This is a genomic window from Salmonella sp. A29-2, from assembly GCF_020150755.1.
Classification (GTDB): Bacteria; Pseudomonadota; Gammaproteobacteria; order Enterobacterales; family Enterobacteriaceae; genus Salmonella; species Salmonella enterica.
The window spans coordinates 949,814-969,221 of sequence record NZ_CP083731.1 but is presented as its reverse complement, the minus strand read 5'-3'; the positions used below and the strand labels follow the sequence as shown (position 1 = coordinate 969,221).

General features: G+C 50.6%; 13 protein-coding genes, 1 pseudogene and 1 CRISPR repeat array. Of the genes and pseudogenes, 3 read left to right on the top strand and 11 right to left on the bottom strand.

Annotation, left to right across the window (positions count from 1 at the left end; all coding sequences use genetic code 11):
* The 3 genes from cas7e to casA are packed head-to-tail and all read right to left on the bottom strand — an operon-like array spanning nucleotide 1 to nucleotide 3,236.
* Nucleotides 1-1,059: a type I-E CRISPR-associated protein Cas7/Cse4/CasC gene (cas7e, locus tag K8W53_RS04655; RefSeq protein ID WP_001537534.1), complete on the bottom strand. Its 1,059-nt coding sequence runs from the start codon at nucleotides 1,057-1,059 to the stop codon at nucleotides 1-3.
* A 22-nt stretch (nucleotides 1,060-1,081) separates the two neighbouring features.
* Nucleotides 1,082-1,684, bottom strand: a complete 603-nt coding sequence (gene casB / locus K8W53_RS04650; RefSeq protein ID WP_023224615.1) for a type I-E CRISPR-associated protein Cse2/CasB — start codon at nucleotides 1,682-1,684, stop codon at nucleotides 1,082-1,084.
* A 16-nt stretch (nucleotides 1,685-1,700) separates the two neighbouring features.
* A complete protein-coding gene (gene casA / locus K8W53_RS04645) occupies nucleotides 1,701-3,236 on the bottom strand; it encodes a type I-E CRISPR-associated protein Cse1/CasA (RefSeq protein WP_023224614.1) in 1,536 nt (511 codons plus the stop codon).
* Nucleotides 3,237-3,593: 357 nt separating this feature from the next.
* Between casA and K8W53_RS04640 the strand changes: the two genes are divergently transcribed.
* A complete protein-coding gene (locus K8W53_RS04640) occupies nucleotides 3,594-6,293 on the top strand; it encodes a CRISPR-associated helicase/endonuclease Cas3 (RefSeq protein ID WP_023224613.1) in 2,700 nt (899 codons plus the stop codon).
* A 383-nt stretch (nucleotides 6,294-6,676) separates the two neighbouring features.
* Entirely contained in the window at nucleotides 6,677-7,630 is a 954-nt protein-coding gene (gene sopD / locus K8W53_RS04635; protein ID WP_023224612.1) for an SPI-1 type III secretion system effector SopD, read from the top strand.
* Between the two features lie 87 nt (nucleotides 7,631-7,717).
* Here sopD and K8W53_RS04630 read toward each other — a convergent pair.
* From K8W53_RS04630 to cysJ, 5 genes and pseudogenes are all read right to left on the bottom strand, one after another.
* Nucleotides 7,718-7,975: pseudogene (locus tag K8W53_RS04630) on the bottom strand (phosphoadenosine phosphosulfate reductase family protein); the annotation flags it as partial.
* Between the two features lie 232 nt (nucleotides 7,976-8,207).
* Entirely contained in the window at nucleotides 8,208-8,555 is a 348-nt protein-coding gene (locus K8W53_RS04625) for a hypothetical protein (RefSeq protein WP_023224611.1), read from the bottom strand.
* A 250-nt stretch (nucleotides 8,556-8,805) separates the two neighbouring features.
* The gene (gene cysH, locus K8W53_RS04620) at nucleotides 8,806-9,540 is read right to left on the bottom strand and encodes a phosphoadenosine phosphosulfate reductase (protein WP_000080390.1); all 735 of its coding nucleotides are present in this window, start codon (nucleotides 9,538-9,540) and stop codon (nucleotides 8,806-8,808) included.
* Nucleotides 9,541-9,615: 75 nt separating this feature from the next.
* Nucleotides 9,616-11,328 (bottom strand): assimilatory sulfite reductase (NADPH) hemoprotein subunit, encoded by a 1,713-nt coding sequence (gene cysI, locus K8W53_RS04615; RefSeq protein WP_023181498.1) that lies wholly within the window; start codon nucleotides 11,326-11,328, stop codon nucleotides 9,616-9,618.
* Complete coding sequence (gene cysJ, locus K8W53_RS04610; protein ID WP_023224610.1) at nucleotides 11,328-13,127, bottom strand: NADPH-dependent assimilatory sulfite reductase flavoprotein subunit; 1,800 nt, start codon at nucleotides 13,125-13,127, stop codon at nucleotides 11,328-11,330. The genes cysI and cysJ overlap by 1 nt, the downstream gene beginning before the upstream one ends.
* 423 nt (nucleotides 13,128-13,550) lie before the next feature.
* Between cysJ and queD the strand changes: the two genes are divergently transcribed.
* Nucleotides 13,551-13,913, top strand: coding sequence for a 6-carboxytetrahydropterin synthase QueD (gene queD, locus K8W53_RS04605; protein ID WP_000108313.1), 363 nt, complete (start codon nucleotides 13,551-13,553; stop codon nucleotides 13,911-13,913).
* Between the two features lie 87 nt (nucleotides 13,914-14,000).
* On the opposite strand, the gene K8W53_RS04600 is transcribed toward queD, so the two are convergent.
* The 3 genes from K8W53_RS04600 to eno all read right to left on the bottom strand — a co-directional run bounded on the left by K8W53_RS04600 (nucleotide 14,001) and on the right by eno (nucleotide 19,401).
* Entirely contained in the window at nucleotides 14,001-14,798 is a 798-nt protein-coding gene (locus tag K8W53_RS04600; RefSeq protein WP_023224609.1) for an MBL fold metallo-hydrolase, read from the bottom strand.
* Between the two features lie 158 nt (nucleotides 14,799-14,956).
* A CRISPR array of direct repeats spans nucleotides 14,957-16,999; the repeat unit is 29 nt; unit sequence CGGTTTATCCCCGCTGGCGCGGGGAACAC.
* A 296-nt stretch (nucleotides 17,000-17,295) separates the two neighbouring features.
* Nucleotides 17,296-17,967 (bottom strand): 7-carboxy-7-deazaguanine synthase QueE, encoded by a 672-nt coding sequence (gene queE / locus K8W53_RS04595; RefSeq protein WP_001199961.1) that lies wholly within the window; start codon nucleotides 17,965-17,967, stop codon nucleotides 17,296-17,298.
* 135 nt (nucleotides 17,968-18,102) lie between these two features.
* Nucleotides 18,103-19,401: a phosphopyruvate hydratase gene (eno, locus tag K8W53_RS04590; protein ID WP_000036734.1), complete on the bottom strand. Its 1,299-nt coding sequence runs from the start codon at nucleotides 19,399-19,401 to the stop codon at nucleotides 18,103-18,105.
* Between the last annotated feature and the right edge of the window lie 7 nt (nucleotides 19,402-19,408).

The window sequence follows — 19,408 nt, the reverse complement described above, 5'->3', positions numbered from 1 at the left end:
TTACTGGCTAACAAAGGCCAGTAATTCCGCCAGAGATCCCGTACCTTCCTGAACGTTCAACTCGCGATAATCGTCTGCACAGTTTCCGTATACGCTATCGAAGCTGGCGCGCTGCTGTTTTAAACGGGTTATTGCCGCAGGAATTTGATCGGTATCGCGTACCGGCTGGAAAAATGCCGCCGCCAGAGAACGCGGTTGTTTTTGCCCGACTTCGGCCAACGCATAGGTGGCATAGGCACGAGAAGCGAAGCTGTTTTGTTTACCGGTTGGCGAGACGGTTAACGCTGTTTCAGTGAGTGCCGCGATAGTACGCTTCGCCAGTTCTTCGTTACCACCCAGGTTTTCCACCAGCAGATCGCGGCTGATACAGACATAGGTGTAGAAAAGCGCCGAGGCAAAACCCTGCTCGCCCATATGCCCGGAACCTGCGTCTTCCTCTTTATTATTCAGATCGTCAACGGCGGTGAAAAAATCAGACTCAACGGTCACGGCACTTACGCCCAACGCATGGGATACCTGACAAGCAGCCTCGACGTTGAACTCAGGCGATGACGCCAGCATACGGCCAAACAGCGCCATATCTACGCTACGCTGCTCTTTGCGCAACAACTCCACTTCTTCATCGTTAGGTTCGCGTTTGTCGGCAATTAGCGTATCAACCAGTTGCTTAATCAAACTAATTTCATGGTTACTGACGTGAACGATCTGCTCAATTTCGAGATTTTTTTCCGGTTTCGCATCTTTATCACTTTTAAGCTTGCCAAATTGCTTAGCGATTAACTCAGACGAACTCTTAGCAATTTTTTCTTCAATTCCGGCATCTTTCATCGGACGATAAACATAATCCACGCCAATTCGACGAGTACGCTTACCCATAAAACCATCCATTGCCGCTTCAAAAGTTTCCGACACCCGCCAGGCACGCTTCAGACTTTGCGACGATACGCGTAAACGCTCAACTCCTCCCATAAACGCGGTCTTCGGTCTGCCAGACTCATCACGATTCAGGTTAGCGGGCGCATAAGCAGTCAATAAATGCAGTTGAATAAAAGTTGTCATTATCAAATCCTTCTAAAAATGATTATTTGCCACGCGACGTGGAAAGATATTCGTTCGCCCAACGGATGCGATTTCGTTCAAAGGGGTTACGGAATTCCGGCTGATGGTTTTCGCGTCGTTGCCACTCTTCCATCCACAGGAAAATGCCATCGGCAAGTGAAAGAACATTCACCCCCTCCGTACCGCGAATCTTCACTGCCTGAATCAACAACTGGCAAAATGTTTCCGGGTCGGACGCTTTTTGCAAACGTTCAAAACGCAGACCAGAAACGCACGACGTGGAACCTTTAAGCTTTTCCCCTAATTGTGCAGCGAAACTAATATTCGCCTTATGGCTCTTAATATGCACAGCGACGCTGACAAACAGCGCCAGAGCCATCTCATCAAGAGGTTGCAGTCGCATATGTTTAAGCAGCGCCTGGCGGAGAGCGTCATGCCCTTCACATATCATTACGCCATATGGCGGCGCCATTCTTTTCAACTCAGCCCGCCAGGCGCGACCGTTGACTCGTTTACCATCCTTGTGCTCATAACGCTCAGACAGCGTAGCAAACCAGTCAAGTAGCGCCTTCTGCGCATCGGGGTGGAGAATTCTGCATAACGCTGCGGTATTGCTGTTCAGCATATTTGGCTTCCTTCTGTTATTCGACCAGCGCCAACACATCCTTGCGCGCTTTATGTTTACGATAGCTGCTGGCTAAATCCTGTCGGGCCGTCAGCTGGCGCTGCAGGATATCGTCCGGGCAGTCGGGGTTGGTCAGGGCATCACGGTCAAAAACGTGAAATAGATAGTGTGCTAATTCCGCCTCCCACTGACTTACTGCGTGGCGAGTCTGCGTATCCTGCCGAAGCGGATCGACAGCCAGCGCCTCTTGCAACGCCCGAAAAGCGGGTTCGGTTTCCTGCCAAAAGGCGATATCCACCATACTGAAATCCATTTTGGCTTCTTTCGGACAATCGAATTTGGCGCTCTTTAACGCGTTCCGTAACAGCGACAGCGACTCACTAGCCAGCACCAGCACAATGTTAAGCACAGCGAGAAATTGCTCTTCGTGCGAAACGCTAATGAGCGGAATACGGTGCTGATACCAGCAGCGGACCTTGGCCTTATCCATATCCCAGGCAAAGCACCACAGGCTCATTTTGTTCCGCTGACCAGCGGCACGAACGACCTTTGCAGGCTGCATTTTGTTGAACTTATCCTCACGATTGAGCATCAGCCCCAACCAGTCTTTATAACTTAACCCGCCCGGCTGCCCTTTAAACGCCAGCCAGGGTGCGGATGGATCTTTCAATGCCTGCCGATATGGGGAGAAGGGATGTAGCCAACTGTCGTACTGAACGCCATAATTTTTACTACGCATTTGCAGTAGCAGTGATTCGTGATGCTCCCCGCACAAATCGCAGATACCTGCCACAGTGTGGGTGAAATCCAGTTCTATGCGCCGCGGCATCCCCCAGTAGGCTTGCAAGGGGTGCGCATTATCCGGTGTGACCACATTCCCCGCTTTTTCGCTGGTTTTCGTCGGCGCAAGCCAGGGAAAAATGAGTGGATGCTGTGTAACATTCGGCGGCTCTTCCTGCGGCAAAACGTTAAGCCAAAGTTTTTTCCATAGTGGATATTTATCTTCTTCCTGCGGTACCACCAGCGTAGTCAGCGGACCACCGCCGCGCATCCCTACCCGGTAACCCGCCCCGCCGGCAGGTGAATTGGTTTGAATCGCAAATAGCGCTATCGCCGCGCAGTGAGGACATATTTGTTCTACGTTGCCACGTTTTACAAAATGATCTTTATTGAGCTTGAGCGCATTCCCGCCCGGCGCATCCACCAGCAGCCCGGCAATAGAACCATATTCACTATCGAGAGGATCAAAACTTTGCAGGAAGGAAGGTTTTTGCTCGCCGAACTGTAGAGCCAGAGAAATCGTATTTAACGCCTTCTCCCATTGTTCGAATTCGATACTTTCATGCCAGATATCTGCCCATTCTTCTTTATCTTCCGGCGCGACGGTACATTGTAAAATACCAATCAGCATTTGCCATGCCGCCCCCTGAAAATCAGCCCGAGGATAGGCAAGATCCTGAATGCGGTTATCCAGAAGATCGCGTAATGATATTTTCTTTTTATCGCCGTTTGAGAATATGACGGGAAGCCATTTCTCTTTGGTTAAATCCATACCTTTACTCCTGCAGGGCTATTTATTAAGCCAATTTGGAATATTACCTACCTATAGGTAGGTTCCGTCCTGAGGTATCTCTTAAATACTGTCATCGGAGTTATACTACATTTTCTCGAAGACGAAAATATAAATAAAAAGTAGATACAGTCTTAAATCAGACTATGTATTTTTTATAGTTATCTGTTATCTTTAATACGTTCCCTAAAATTATGGGATAAACCGTAAATACAGTCTTAATAGCGCAGCGTTCCCCGCGCCAGCGGGGATAACCTAATCCAGACAAAAAAACTGGCCAATTACCCGTATCCCAATTTATTATCGATTTCATTGTAATCCCCCTGCTACAGGAAAAAGATGACACAGATAGAATATCTGGACTACCTCTGCTATTGGGGGAAAACTGATAAATCAACAAAAAACATAATCTGTAATTATCATTTACTGGCATACCATTGCCTGGACGTTGCTGCATGCGGGAAATACATAATAAAAAACAATATATTCAATTCATGTAATATATTAAAGGAATGTAATATCTCAGGTATAAATGCAGAAAACTGGATAATCTGGTTTCTTGCCAGCCACGATATCGGAAAATTCGCCAGAGGATTTCAAAAATACGCCGAATTCCCAAACTCTCCCTTAGTCTCTCCCGTTAGCGGTGTTTCCGCGTTTGAGAGACATGATTCCTTAGGCTTCTATTTATGGGGTAAATTATTTGAAGCGTGGAGTTCAGGCAGTAATGAAATTATCGCAGGTATTGAACCAGAAAATCGCGCCAGGTTTGAAAGCGCTTTAAATAGCTGGATGCTTATTAGCACCGGGCACCATGGCATCCCACCGGACACCATGAAAAACAGAAGCTCGCTGGCATTCACCGATGAAGACATTGTCGCAGCAACGCATTATCTGGAAGCATTAAGTGAATTATTTCCTTTCACTCTACCTCAGGAGTGGAAAACCAAAGCAGGGAGAAAATGTTTAAAACAGCACAGTTGGTTTTTCGCTGGGCTTGTCACCCTTGCCGACTGGATGGGCTCGGATGAAAGCCAGTTTCCACTGCTCAGCAGCGCCATGTCATTGAAAGATTATTGGCCTCTCGCTTGTGAAAAAGCCCAACAGGCCATCCTCCGAATGCCGCCGTTATCTCAGCACAGCCATTATCAAGATCACCGGGCATTATTTCCGTTCATTCAGACGCTCACCCCTCTTCAGCAACGGGCAAGCGAACTGGATATTTCAGCACCCGGTGCACAGCTGGTTGTCCTGGAAGACGTTACCGGAGCAGGCAAAACAGAGGCCGCGCTGATTCTGACTCACCGCTTAATGTCAGCCAATAAAGGCCACGGTCTCTATGTTGGGTTGCCGACAATGGCCACCGCAAACGCCATGTATCAGCGCCTGGCATCGGCTTATCATGCACTATTTACCGATGAGTCCAGGCCATCGCTCATCCTGGCACACGGTGGGCGAGAAATGTCGGACTCTTTCCGACAATCCATCTGGCAGCCAACAGAAAATATAGCTGAAGATTATGCCCGTGATGATGGCAACGCGACTACTGAGTGCCATACCTGGTTTGCAGATTCACGCAAAAAAGCGCTGCTGGCGGAAGTCGGCGTAGGTACGCTGGATCAACTCTTAATGGCGGTGATGCCTTTTCGCCATCAATCGCTCCGATTGCTAGGGATGCGCGACAAAATCCTGCTGCTGGATGAAGTGCACGCCTATGATGGTTATATGGTTAAATTGCTGGAAGGTTTATTGCGCTTCCATGCCGCCCAGGGCGGTAGCGCTATTATTCTGAGCGCCACTCTTCCCGCCGCTTTACGGGAAAAATTACTTAATGCGTTTAGCGATGGCGCGGGATTTATGAGCGCTGGTGGTAGCGATAACGCGGGTTATCCATGGTTAAGCCACCTCACTTCCTCCGGTCTGTTAGAGCAACCACTGGCCACACGTCCCGAAGTCCAAAGGACTGTAGCCGTTAATTGGATACAGCAGCGCCAGGAAGCACTGGACATTATTTATCGCGTTGTGGCAACCGGACAGTGCATTTGTTGGATCCGCAACACGGTTGATGATGCGCTGGATACTTACCAGCAGTTGCTACACGAGGAAATCGTTCCACAGCAGGATCTTTTGCTTTTCCACAGCCGTTTTGCTTTTATCGATCGTATTGCTATTGAAAATAAAACGTTAAACTGGTTTGGTAACAATGCCCCCGTTTCTGAACGACGTGGTAAGGTATTAATCGCCACACAAGTCGTTGAACAAAGTCTCGATCTGGACTTTGACTGGATGATCACCGATCTGGCGCCGATTGATTTATTGATCCAGCGCGCCGGTCGCCTGCAACGCCATATCCGCGATGCCCATGGGCAACGAAAATCTACGCTTCCGGATGAACGCCAGCCACCAATATTGCATATTCTGGCCCCTCACTGGCAGGAGCAGGCAGAAGAGGGCTGGTTGGGGCAAGAGCTAAAAGGTACCGGCTTTGTTTACACCGATCATGCCTGCCTGTGGCGTACCCAGGCGCTGCTGCGTCAACATGGTGAGATCCGTATGCCGGATAATGCCAGAGCACTCGTTGACGGCGTATACGAGCAGAAAATTGCTGCGCCAGCAGGCTTGCAGACGATCTCTGACGTTGCCTTTGGCAAAGTCCTTAGCCAACGTTCAGTGGCTGCGCAAAATTTATTACGTTACGATCTCGGTTACGATCGAGAAGCCAGCGACTTTTTATGGGATAAAGATAGAGAATTTTCTACCCGTCTGGGTGAAGAGAGTGTTGATGTTTATCTCGCCAGAAAAGACATTGATGGACAGCTACGCCCTTTAGTTGATGAAATAGATTTCTGCTGGGAAAAAAGTCGCTTATCCGTCCGAAAATCATGGTGGCAAAAAAATTCTGGTACATTCCAATGTCCAGATGAGGAAACATTAGCCTGTTTCAGAAAACGCCACCATCGCCCTTCCGGACAGATTGTGCTGGTATCTGATGCCGGAGAAGCTAGCTATTACAGTAAACGTTTTGGATTGGTTGGATAACGGGTATTATTCTAACTCCGTTGTATAGAGAAGTTATTACATTAGATTCACCAAAATCTTTGTAGCTTCTCTATCTACATCCATTTCCATGAATACCTTTAATTAATTAAATTTAACTACTTCATTTCATCATACTTTATCTCTCAGCATCAACACCATTCATGACAAACCAAAATTTAAAAAAACGACCATTTGCGGCGAATCATCTACCTTTTGTCTGAATTATCGTCACCACAAAGGATTACCAACCATAAATGTGCTGTATTAATAATGTCGTTCAAATTCTCTCCTGTAGTAAACTTTATCTGTTTAATAAAAAAGAGAGAATTGAACGATATATTTTACTCCGGATATTGAATAATATAAATTTGAAGGAAAATATTATGCCAGTCACTTTAAGCTTCGGTAATCATCAAAATTATACGCTTAATGAAAGTCGGCTTGCTCATCTGTTAAGCGCAGATAAAGAAAAAGCAATCCATATGGGGGGCTGGGATAAAGTCCAGGATCATTTTAGAGCGGAAAAAAAGGACCATGCTCTGGAAGTGTTACACTCCATCATTCACGGACAGGGCCGTGGTGAACCTGGAGAGATGGAAGTTAACGTAGAGGATATAAATAAAATTTACGCCTTTAAACGGCTACAACATCTGGCCTGCCCGGCTCATCAGGATCTGTTTACTATCAAGATGGATGCCTCTCAGACACAATTTTTACTTATGGTCGGCGACACGGTGATCAGCCAAAGCAATATTAAGGACATCCTTAATATATCAGATGATACAGTGATAGAATCTATGAGTAGAGAGGAGAGACAATTATTTTTACAAATATGCGAGGTGATTGGTTCGAAGATGACCTGGCACCCGGAATTACTTCAGGAGTCGATTTCAACTCTACGAAAAGAAGTGACGGGCAATGCACAAATCAAAACGGCGGTTTATGAGATGATGCGTCCCGCAGAGGCTCCAGACCACCCGCTTGTCGAATGGCAGGACTTACTTACTGCAGATGAAAAATCGATGCTGGCCTGTATTAATGCCGGTAACTTTGAGCCTACAACTCAGTTTTGCAAAATAGGTTATCAGGAGGTACAAGGTGAAGTCGCTTTTAGTATGATGCATCCGTGCATCTCCTATTTACTACATAGCTATTCACCGTTTGCAGAGTTTAAACCAACAAATTCCGGTTTTTTAAAAAAACTTAATCAGGATTATAACGACTATCATGCAAAAAAAATGTTTATTGATGTAATTCTTGAAAAAATATATCTAACCCATGAACGTTCTTTGCACATTGGTAAAGATGGGTGCAGTCGTAATATATTACTGACATAAAGATAGTCAGTAAAATAACCAATTTAAAATCCGGCTGCCTGCCGGATTTTTCATAGCAGCAAGTATAATCATACCGCGTAAGGACAATCACCCTTCGTGCAGCCCGCACTCGCGCTTCAGCCCGAAGAACCGCGTCTCTTCTTCCGCCATGCCCGGCTCCCATTTGCGGGTGGTGTGCGTATCGCCTACCGACAGATAGCCCTGATCCCACAGCGAATGGTATTTCAGACCGTGCTTTTGCAGGTACTGGTAAACGGTACGGTTATCTCAGTCGATAATCGGTAGCACTTTAAACACGCCGCGCTGAATCGCTAGCACCGGCAGCGTAGCACGGCTACCTGACTTATTTAGGTCTCTACCACTTATTGAATCTTCTAAAACATAAAAATGCGGCATAGAAAAACAAGCCTCCCATTAAAACCCGCACCAACAATTTTGTAGAAAAATAAATAGGTTGCTCAATATGAACAGTAAGAAAACCTTTGATTAAAACATAAGACATCCATATAGACTCGATGGATAAAAGCAAAAAAAATATAGACACAAATAAAATGAAATACTTCACAAAAACCTCTCTTCAATATGAACTATTCGCACAGATAGCATCTGGTGAACTAATCAGTTCTTTCCCATATAACAGCAATTCCTTCTTCCACCGCTCTATAAACTGTCCTGTGTTTAGAATTCTATCTACCCAAATAATTGTCGTCATTCCAGGTATTGGAATTGATGGTTCCTTGAGTGGAACCTTTACGGGCATCCTATCTACTGGCACCATAGCTCCCACCTTCCACTCTTTCAAAACACGTTCTCTGTCAGAAACTTTACATGTAAGTGTCACACTCAATTTACCTAATACATTAAACTTCATATCAGCAATATAATCTTGCAACCCTTCTTGTCGTATCACGGGTTCCAACCCCATATATTCCGCATCTGAAATAGATGGAATTATACTATCTATTTTCCCAGTAACATTGAATCCCTGCGAATCAGGAATCGATACAGGATTTGGTGTAAGTTGACATTTTCTCCGAACTTATGATTTGTATCAACAGATTATGCTTTCATGCCAATTACTCGATGTACGAAAACAGACCTTTATCTTTACTAAAAATATTAATCCCGGAATAACCGGGATTAATAAAAGTCTGATGCGCAAAACGAGGTAAACCTCACCCTTCATGCAGCCCGCACTCGCGCTTCAGCCCGAAGAACCGCGTCTCTTCTTCCGCCATACCCGGCTCCCATTTGCGGGTGGTGTGCGTATCGCCCACCGACAGATAGCCCTGATCCCACAGCGGATGGTATTTCAGGCCGTGCTTTTGCAGGTACTGGTAAACGGTACGGTTATCCCAGTCGATAATCGGTAGCACTTTAAACACGCCGCGCTGGATAGCGAGAACGGGTAAATGCGCGCGGCTGCCGGACTGCTCGCGACGCAGACCCGCAAACCACGTCTGCGCTTTCAGCTCTTTTAGCGCCCGGTTCATCGGCTCGACTTTGTTGATCTCATTGTATTTCTCAATACCTTCTACGCCCTGCTCCCACAGTTTGCCGTAGCGCGCCTCCTGCCAGGCTGGACTTTCGCCCGCGCGGTAAACTTTCAGGTTGAGTTTGAGTTTGTCCGTTAACTCATCAATAAACTGATAGGTTTCCGGGAACAAATAGCCGGTATCGGTGAGGATCACCGGGATATCCGGGCGAATCTGGTTCACCAGGTGCAGGCTCACCGCCGCCTGGATGCCAAAGCTTGAAGAAAGCACGTATTCGCCGGGCAGATTTTCCAGCGCCCAGGCCACGCGTTCTTCGGCAGTCAGCGTTTCCAGTTGAGCGTTGGTTTCCGCCAACGCCAGTACGCGATCGACTTTTGGCAGTTCATTCAATGCGTTGAGATCGAGTTGGGACATAAGTTCCTCACTGTTTGCCTTGCCTGATGGCGCTGCGCTTATCAGGCCTACGCAGACGCCATCCGGCAATTCAGGTTATTCCCAGAAATCACGCGCGGGATCGAGCACCGGGCGAATGATGCCCGCACGCACCGTAAAGTCGCCGAAGCCTTCACCCGCTTCACGCTCTTTCGCCCAGCGCCCAATCAGTTCATCCAGCGAAGCCAGAATATCCGGCTCGGTGATATTTTCTTGATACATCCGTGGGATACGACTCCCGATGCGGTTGCCACCAAGATGCAGGTTATAACGACCGGGCGCTTTCCCTACTAAGCCAATTTCCGCCAGCATCGCGCGACCACAGCCGTTCGGGCAGCCGGTCACGCGCATCACGATATGCTCATCAGGAATGCCGTGTTTTTCCAGAATCGCTTCGACTTTGTCCGTGAACGACGGCAGGAAACGCTCGGCTTCCGCCATTGCCAGCGGGCAGGTCGGGAACGACACGCAGGCCATTGAGTTTTCACGCTGCGCGCTCACCGCATTCATCAGCCCATGATCGCGCGCCAGCGTCTCGATTTTCACTTTCTGGCTTTCCGGCACGCTGGCAATAATCAGGTTCTGGTTAGCGGTGATACGGAACTCGCCCTGATGAATCTTCGCGATCTCCAGCAGGCCGGTTTTCAGCGGGCGCCCCGGATAGTCCAGAATGCGGCCATTTTCGATAAATAGCGTCAGGTGCCAGTTGTTGTCGATCCCTTTCACCCAACCGATACGATCGCCGCGACCGGTAAACTCATACGGGCGGATCGGCTCAAATTTGATCCCCGCGCGACGCTCAACTTCCGCTTTAAACGTCTCCAGTCCCACGCGCTCAAGGGTGTATTTGGTTTTGGCATTTTTCCTGTCGGTACGGTTACCCCAGTCGCGCTGCGTCGTCACTACCGCTTCGGCCACCGCCAGGGTGTGCTCCAGCGGCAGATAGCCAAACTCGCTGGCCGTACGAGCGTAGGTTTTCTTATTACCATGCTCAATAGACAGACCGCCGCCCACCAGCAGGTTAAAGCCGACCAGCTTGCCGTTCTCGGCAATCGCCACAAAGTTCATGTCGTTGGCGTGCAGATCGATATCATTTTGCGGCGGGATCACCACCGTGGTTTTGAACTTACGCGGCAGATAGGTCTGACCGAGGATCGGCTCTTCATCGGTGGTCGCGACCTTCTCCTGATCGAGCCAGATCTCCGCATAGGCGCGGGTACGCGGCAGCAGATGTTCAGAGATCTTCTTCGCCCATTCGTAGGCTTCCGCGTGCAGCTCGGACTCATACGGGTTAGAGGTACACAGCACGTTACGGTTCATATCGTTGGCGGTCGCCAGCGCGTCCAGCCCGACCGAATGCAGCATCTGGTGCACCGGCTTGACGTTCTTCTTCAGAATGCCGTGGAACTGGAAGGTCTGGCGGTTGGTCAGACGGATACTGCCATAAATCGTGTTATCCGCCGCGAATTTATCGATCGCCTGCCATTGCGTCGTAGTAATCACCCCGCCCGGCAGGCGGCAGCGCAGCAGCATCGCGTGACGTGGCTCCAGCTTCTGCGCCGCACGCTCGGCGCGAATATCGCGATCATCCTGCTGATACATGCCGTGAAAGCGGATCAGCAGGAAGTTATCGCCTTTAAAACCGCCGGTGAGACCGTCGTTCAGATCTTCCGCAATGGTGCCGCGCAGGTAGTTGCTTTCCAGCTTCATGCGCTCGGCATCGGACAGTTTACCTTCGACCACCAGTGGGCCTGGATGTTTTTCGCTCATTAGTAGACATCTCGCTGATAACGGCGCTCTACGCGCAGCTCACTTAAATATTCATCTGCCGATTCGAGGTCCATACCGCCGAATTCAGCGATCACTTCCAGCAATGCTTTTTCGACATCTGCGGCCATGCGTCTGGCGTCGCCGCAGACATAAATATGCGCGCCATCATTGATCCAGCGCCACAGCTCGGCGCCCTGTTCACGCAGCTTGTCTTGTACGTAAATTTTTTCTTTTTGATCGCGTGACCAGGCCAGATCGATCCGGCTCAGCACGCCTTCTTTCACGTAGCGCTGCCACTCCACCTGATAGAGGAAATCTTCGGTAAAGTGCGGGTTGCCGAAGAACAGCCAGTTCTTGCCTTCCGCCCCTTCCGCCGCACGCTGTTGCATAAAGGCGCGGAACGGCGCGATGCCGGTGCCGGGGCCAATCATGATCACCGGCGTCTGCGGGTTAGCTGGCAGGCGGAAGTTATCGTTATGCTCAATAAAGACGCGAACTTCGCCCTCTTCTTCCACGCGGTCGGCGAGGAAGCTGGAAGCGCCACCGGCGCGGGCGCGGCCTTCAATGTCATAACGAACCACGCCAACGGTGATATGCACTTCGCTCTCCACTTCAGCCTGTGCGGAGGCGATAGAGTACAGACGCGGCGTTAGCGGACGCAGCAGGTCGATTAGCGCCTGAGCATCCAGCTGTGCCGGAGAGAAACGCACCATATCAACAATGGGCGTGGTCGCGGCGTAGTGCTGGAGCTGCGCTTTGTCACCCACTAACGGCAACAGCGACTCACTGCGCGTCAGGGTCGCGTAGTTCTCAACAATGTTGGCGGTATTCACCGTCAGCTCGAAGTGCCACTCCAGCGCTTCGGCGAGCGGCAGGGTTTTACCATCAACCGTCACCGGCTCATCGCCTTTCAGCCACAGCAACTCAACCAGCTCCTTCACCAGAGCCGGATCGTTCTGATACCAGACGCCCAGCGCATCGCCCGGCTGATAGCGCAGGCCGGAGTCGCCTAAATCAATCTCAATATGACGCACATCTTTTTCCGAGTTGCGACCGGTGATTTTCTGATTCACGGAGAGGGTCGCGATCAGCGGCGCGTCTTTAGTATAGGGGCTGGTGTGGATGTCGTTTACCGCGCCAGTAGCGACGGATTGCGAAGGTGCCGCGACAGGTGCGCGAGACTTCAGAACATCAACCACGCGGGCGCGCCATTCGCTGGCAGCTGCCTGATATTCAACGTCAGCATCGACACGGTCGAGCAGACGTTCACCGCCCAGTTCCGCCAGTTTGCTGTCGAAATCTTTTCCGGACTGGCAGAAAAATTCATAAGAGGTGTCGCCGAGGCTAAACACGGCAAAAGCGGTGTTTTCCAATTTCGGCGCTTTTTTCGAGAACAGGAACTTATGCAGAGCGACGGCCTCTTCCGGCGGCTCGCCTTCTCCCTGGGTGGACGTCACTATCACCAGCAGTTTTTCACTGGCAATCTGTTTGAATTTATAGTCGCCGGCGTTCACCAGTGTCACATTAAGGTTGGCCGCCAGCAGATCATCACGCAGCGCTTCCGCCACACGAAGCGCATTGCCGGTTTGCGAAGCGGAGATAAGCGTAACCCCCGGCATCTTCCCCTCAGGAGCAGGCGTGACGGCAACAGCGCCTGAGCGCGGATTCAGTACGCCCCAAAAATAGCCGGAGACCCAGGCAAGCTGTTCGGGAGTAAGGTCGGTTGTCGCGGCCTGAAGGCGCGCCAGTTGCTCCGGATTAAGCGGAAGCAACCCAGTCAGTGGAGCCGGTGTCGTCATGCGTCGTTATGTTCCAGTAAGCAAAGCGGATCTATACACAAAATCATTCAAGTTCGCCGTAAGCTGAGCGCGCCCCAGGAGCGTACATAAATACGTGACTGGGGTGAGTAAACGCAGTCAACACAGATGCGGCTTGAAAGATGAAATGTATAAGCGATAAATCCCAAACTGAGGATAAGGTTAACGGTGAGAGGAATAACAATTAAAGAAGGGTTGGAAATAACAAATAACCAAATGAACTAACCTGTTTTAGTTATCGTTATTAACGCCAAAATCGATTTTATAATTGATTGATAATTATTAAATTTTCTGGAAATTCTTAAATTAATTGCCCGTCACAAGGCGGAGAATGGTTTTAGTTAATGATAAAAAATGCGCTTTCCGGTACCCTACGGCGGTTTTTTTATTGCCTGAGAGTTCATCATGTCCACCACGTTGTATAAAGATTTCACCTTTGAAGCCGCTCACCGCCTGCCTCACGTGCCTGAAGGGCATAAGTGCGGCCGCCTGCACGGACACTCGTTTATGGTGCGTCTCGAAATTACCGGTGAAGTCGATCCGCATACCGGTTGGATTATGGATTTCGCGGATCTCAAAGCGGCGTTTAAACCGACTTACGATCGTCTTGATCACTACTATCTGAATGATATTCCAGGGCTGTCCAATCCCACCAGCGAAGTGCTGGCAAAATGGATTTGGGATCAGGTTAAGCCCGTCGTGCCGCTACTGAGCGCCGTGATGGTGAAAGAGACCTGTACAGCCGGCTGCGTCTATCGCGGCGAATAAGGTTTATTAACGCGTGGGCTGGATGTCAAATTGATTCCAGCCTATCCACACGACGTTTTATCAGTGAAAACATTGTCCAGCGCGGTGTTAAAAGCGCAGCACATCACCGGTTGCAGGTGCGGTTATTTCCGGTAGCCACAACCGCCCCCAGGCCCCTGTACAGTGACAACCGCATAGTTTTTCAGGTTTTTGTTCTTGCAGAAAGCGCCTGACTCGCCACAGCGTGAACGGTGATGCGCAGCGGAGATGAAATCCGCCGACAAGCGCGTAAATCCGCTTTATACCAGTAATATTCTGACAGTGCCGGACAATATTTGCGATCCCCCGATGCCCGCATCCCGTAATGATGACTAATCCTTTTGTCGATTGGTAAATCAGTACGCCCTCATCCAAAATAGAGTCCGGCTCCGCATCGTGGCCGCCAAAAATGCCGTAGGCTTCAGGCGCGACCACCGGTATTTCCCCTGACCAGATAAAGTTTTCGCCAATCGGCAGGGGGTCACGCGTGTACATCATTCGATAGCGTGAATAGTCCACCTCACACGACAATTTTTTTATTTTTCGGGTAATACCAAGAAAAGTCATTGCTGCATAACGTTCACGTGCAATATCGGGATGGCAGATGATTCGACTGCTATCAGGAAGCCACGGCACGCCGCCGCAATGATCGTAATGACCATGCGAAAGCACCACAGCAGACACATCGGACAGGTCGATCCCCATCGCCAACGCGTTTTGCATAAAACTGCCATCAGGGCCGGTATCGAACAAGATAGACGTAGACTCATCCTCGACCAACAGGCTTAACCCTGGCCGGGCCTTCAACGATTTATCCGCTCCAGCTCCCTTATGATTTTCGAGCAATACTCTGATCCTTAACGCCATGGCCTTCTCCTGTCTAAAAGCCTCCCCGGGAAAACGCGGCCTTTTTACTTTACAGGTTTGTAGCTGCCATTACTGGTACACAGATTATGATTATGCAACGGCTATCCTTGTTGGCGCGGGGAACACGGCTACACGCAAAAATTCCAGTCGTTGGCGCACGGTTTATCCCCGCTGGCGCGGGGAACACCCAGCCTCCCGTTACGCATATTTGAGGGTTTTCGGTTTATCCCCGCTGGCGCGGGGAACACGCGGCGCTGATTATGATTTCCCGATAATTTATCGGTTTATCCCCGCTGGCGCGGGGAACACCTTTCGGGTTGAAAGCAGTAGCACTCATGCCCCGGTTTATCCCCGCTGGCGCGGGGAACACCATTCCGGCGAGACTGAGCAGCGGGCGAACCGCGGTTTATCCCCGCTGGTGCGGGGAACACGGCCGTCTGCATTGAGCGCAGTTTTAACGCGTCGGTTTATCCCCGCTGGCGCGGGGAACACTACGGATGTGTGACGGAGTCGCGTTTATGGCGCGGTTTATCCCCGCTGGCGCGGGGAACACACCGTTTCACGGATGAGAGTTGGCGGAAGCGCCGGTTTATCCCCGCTGGCGCGGGGAACACCAGGAATAGACCTCTTTTGCGCTGTGGCTTGCCGGTTTATCCCCGCTGGCGCGGGGAACACTGCGCCACGCCTATACCATCCGAGTTTTGAGCCGGTGTATCCCCGCTGGCGCGGGGAACACAACAAACTGGAGCGAAATTTCGCACATGCCCCCGGTTTATCCCCGCTGGCGCGGGGAACACGTGCGGTTTCTTGCCGAATAGTGCCTCGTACTCGGTTTATCCCCGCTGGCGCGGGGAACACTTCAGAGAATTGCCGCCAATAGAACAGCGCAACGGTTTATCCCCGCTGGCGCGGGGAACACAGTCTTTCAGTCCATTGGTCTATGATCTCTCGCGGTTTATCCCCGCTGGCGCGGGGAACACATGATGTATCGGCCATCGCGCCGGGTTATGTGCGGTTTATCCCCGCTGGCGCGGGGAACACGGCTTCGGTGCGCCGCACATCCGCCAGCGACTCGGTTTATCCCCGCTGGCGCGGGGAATACTAAGTGACATGTTGGATGATTTATCAGCTAATCGGTTTATCCCCGCTGGCGCGGGGAATACGAAGAGGAGGGTATGCCAGAACTGGTTGACGCCGGTTTATCCCCGCTGGCGCGGGGAATACTTCATATAACTCGGAATACCCGGGATTACTGCCGGTTTATCCCCGCTGGCGCGGGGAGTACGGACAAAAGCAGACACAGAAGAACAGCGGCGGCGGTTTATCCCCGCTGGCGCGGGGAATACGCAAATAACCAACACCAGATCCAGCCATTCCCCGGTTTATCCCCGCTGGCGCGGGGAATACTTCAGATATACCCAGCAAACTCGCGATCTGTGCGGTTTATCCCCGCTGGCGCGGGGAATACTGGCGTCGAACCGGAAATTATAGGCAAGAAATCGGTTTATCCCCGCTGGCGCGGGGAATACGGTCCCCTACGGAATCCGAATGGTTTGGTCGCCGGTTTATCCCCGCTGGCGCGGGGAATACGCCCACGCCTCGACGCGGCACATAAAATCGTGCGGTTTATCCCCGCTGGCGCGGGGAATACGGTTCAGAGTGCTGACGATCCCGGATCCGCTCCGGTTTATCCCCGCTGGCGCGGGGAATACGCAGGCGTTCCAGCCTTCCGCAAACCCGTTTTCGGTTTATCCCCGCTGGCGCGGGGAATACTTAATGGCTACCGCTCTGGCCGTGGCACTCAACGGTTTATCCCCGCTGGCGCGGGGAATACCTCGTTGACCGCCAGGACGCGCTGAAAGATTACGGTTTATCCCCGCTGGCGCGGGGAATACCGTTGCGTCAGGTTGATCCAGTGCGTCAGCGGCGGTTTATCCCCGCTGGCGCGGGGAATACGCGTCAAGTTAGCAATAGGCTACGACGATAAAACGGTTTATCCCCGCTGGCGCGGGGAATACCATAAATTCCCCTCGTTAAATCAGTCCGGCCGCGGTTTATCCCCGCTGGCGCGGGGAATACCACCGGCACGGCGTTAACCGTGATTAGCCAGTCGGTTTATCCCCGCTGGCGCGGGGAATACAAAAGCTCGACATTGAACGTACGCATCTTTCTCGGTTTATCCCCGCTGGCGCGGGGAATACACTAAACGTATGTCATTGTTTATAAACTACTTTTTATCAGCACCACATTCTACCAACATAATCGCAACAATTTAAATTATTAAAGAACAGCTAATTTGCTGATTTTGATGCAAAAAAGTTCATAGAATGATTTTTTCTTTAAATTTACCAAAATAGCGTGATCCGTGCATCGCTATGGAAAAATTTATCAGCGCTTTTATACACTCATCGAAATTCACATAGAGAAAATAAACAATGCAAGGTAATGGATGAGTCACAGACGGCATCGGCAGGCCGTCTGTAAGATTAGTAATGCATCAGGCGATATTTAAATATTTATGCGTTTGCATAGACAGCCGCCAGTTACGTGCAATACAAGTTTCAATACACAGACGCGTCGCGTCTTCTTTCTGGCTAATGGGCTGCAAAGCAATCACGCGCGGTTTATCATCGCTCAACGTGGCTAACAGTTCATCCAGCGCCTCAATATCACGAACTCGCCCAACGGGATGCTTGATTTCATTGGCGCGCTCCAGCGCCTGGGAAAGCACGTCATATCCCCCGCGCATATTCACTTTTGGTGAAACCGTGACCCAGGTGTTAGGCGTACAGCGCACTTCATGCGTCCCGCTGGTTTCAATCTGGCAACTAAAACCACTCTTTTCAAGCAGATCGGTGAGCGGCATGAGGTCGTGAATACAGGGTTCGCCACCGGTGATGACAACGTGACGCGCGGTATAGCCCTGACGGTTAATTACTGCCAGCAAGTCTTCACTGCTCGCAGCCCCCCATTTGTCGCTCTCTTTGGTTTTTGCCAGAATGCTGAACAGAGACACTTCCCGATCGCTCAGTTTATCCCAGGTATGCTTAGTATCACACCAGGCACAGCCGACCGGACATCCCTGTAAACGAATAAAAATAGCGGGGACGCCGGTAAAATAACCCTCGCCTTGTAGGGTCTGGAACATCTCGTTAATCGGGTACTGCATAGCGTTCTCTGTTAAGGGGATAATCGTTAATTATTGCAGATTTCGTCTGCCCGGTCATGCACAGCGGCTGCGCTATTGAACAGATACAAAAAAACCCGCCGAAGCGGGTTTATACGTTAAGAGGTAAAAGCAGGATTACGCCTGGCCTTTGATCTCTTTACGACCGTTGTACGGTGCTTTTTCGCCCAGAGCTTCTTCGATACGAATCAGCTGGTTGTATTTAGCAACACGGTCAGAACGGCTCATAGAACCGGTTTTGATCTGGCCTGCAGCGGTACCAACAGCCAGGTCAGCGATGGTAGCGTCTTCAGTTTCGCCAGAACGGTGAGAGATGACAGCAGTGTAACCAGCGTCTTTCGCCATCTTGATTGCAGCCAGAGTTTCGGTCAGAGAACCGATCTGGTTGAATTTGATCAGGATGGAGTTAGCGATGCCTTTCTCGATGCCTTCTTTCAGGATTTTGGTGTTGGTTACGAACAGGTCGTCACCAACCAGCTGGATTTTGTCGCCCAGTACTTTGGTCTGGTATGCAAAACCGTCCCAGTCAGACTCGTCCAGACCATCTTCGATGGAAACGATCGGGTACTGTTTGGTCAGTTCTTCCAGGAAGTGGGTGAATTCTTCGGAGGTGAACGCTTTGTTGCCTTCGCCAGCCAGAACGTATTTACCGTCTTTGTAGAATTCAGATGCTGCGCAGTCCATCGCCAGGGTGATGTCTTTACCCAGCTCGTAACCAGCCGCTTTAACCGCTTCAGCGATAACAGCCAGTGCTTCCGCGTTGGAGCCCAGGTTCGGCGCATAGCCGCCTTCGTCACCCACAGCGGTGTTCATGCCTTTGCCTTTCAGCACTTTTGCCAGGTGATGGAAAACTTCAGAACCCATACGGATGGCTTCTTTAACCGTTTTCGCGCCAACCGGCTGGATCATGAATTCCTGGATGTCGACGTTGTTGTCAGCGTGCTCGCCGCCGTTGATGATGTTCATCATCGGAACCGGCATGGAGTATTTGCCCGGAGTGCCGTTCAGTTCAGCAATGTGCTCGTACAGCGGCATACCTTTAGCGGCAGCAGCAGCTTTGGCGTTAGCCAGAGAGACAGCCAGAATGGCGTTTGCACCGAAGTTAGATTTGTTTTCAGTACCGTCCAGGTCGATCATGATTTTGTCGATGCCAGCCTGGTCTTTAGCGTCTTTGCCAAGAATAGCCTGAGCGATCGGGCCGTTAACCGCGCCAACAGCTTTGGTTACGCCTTTACCCAGGAAACGGGATTTGTCGCCATCGCGCAGTTCCAGCGCTTCGCGGGAACCAGTAGAAGCACCTGACGGAGCCGCCGCCATACCTACGAAACCACCTTCCAGGTGTACTTCAGCTTCAACAGTCGGGTTACCACGGGAGTCGATGATTTCACGACCGATGACTTTAACGATTTTGGACATTAGGTTT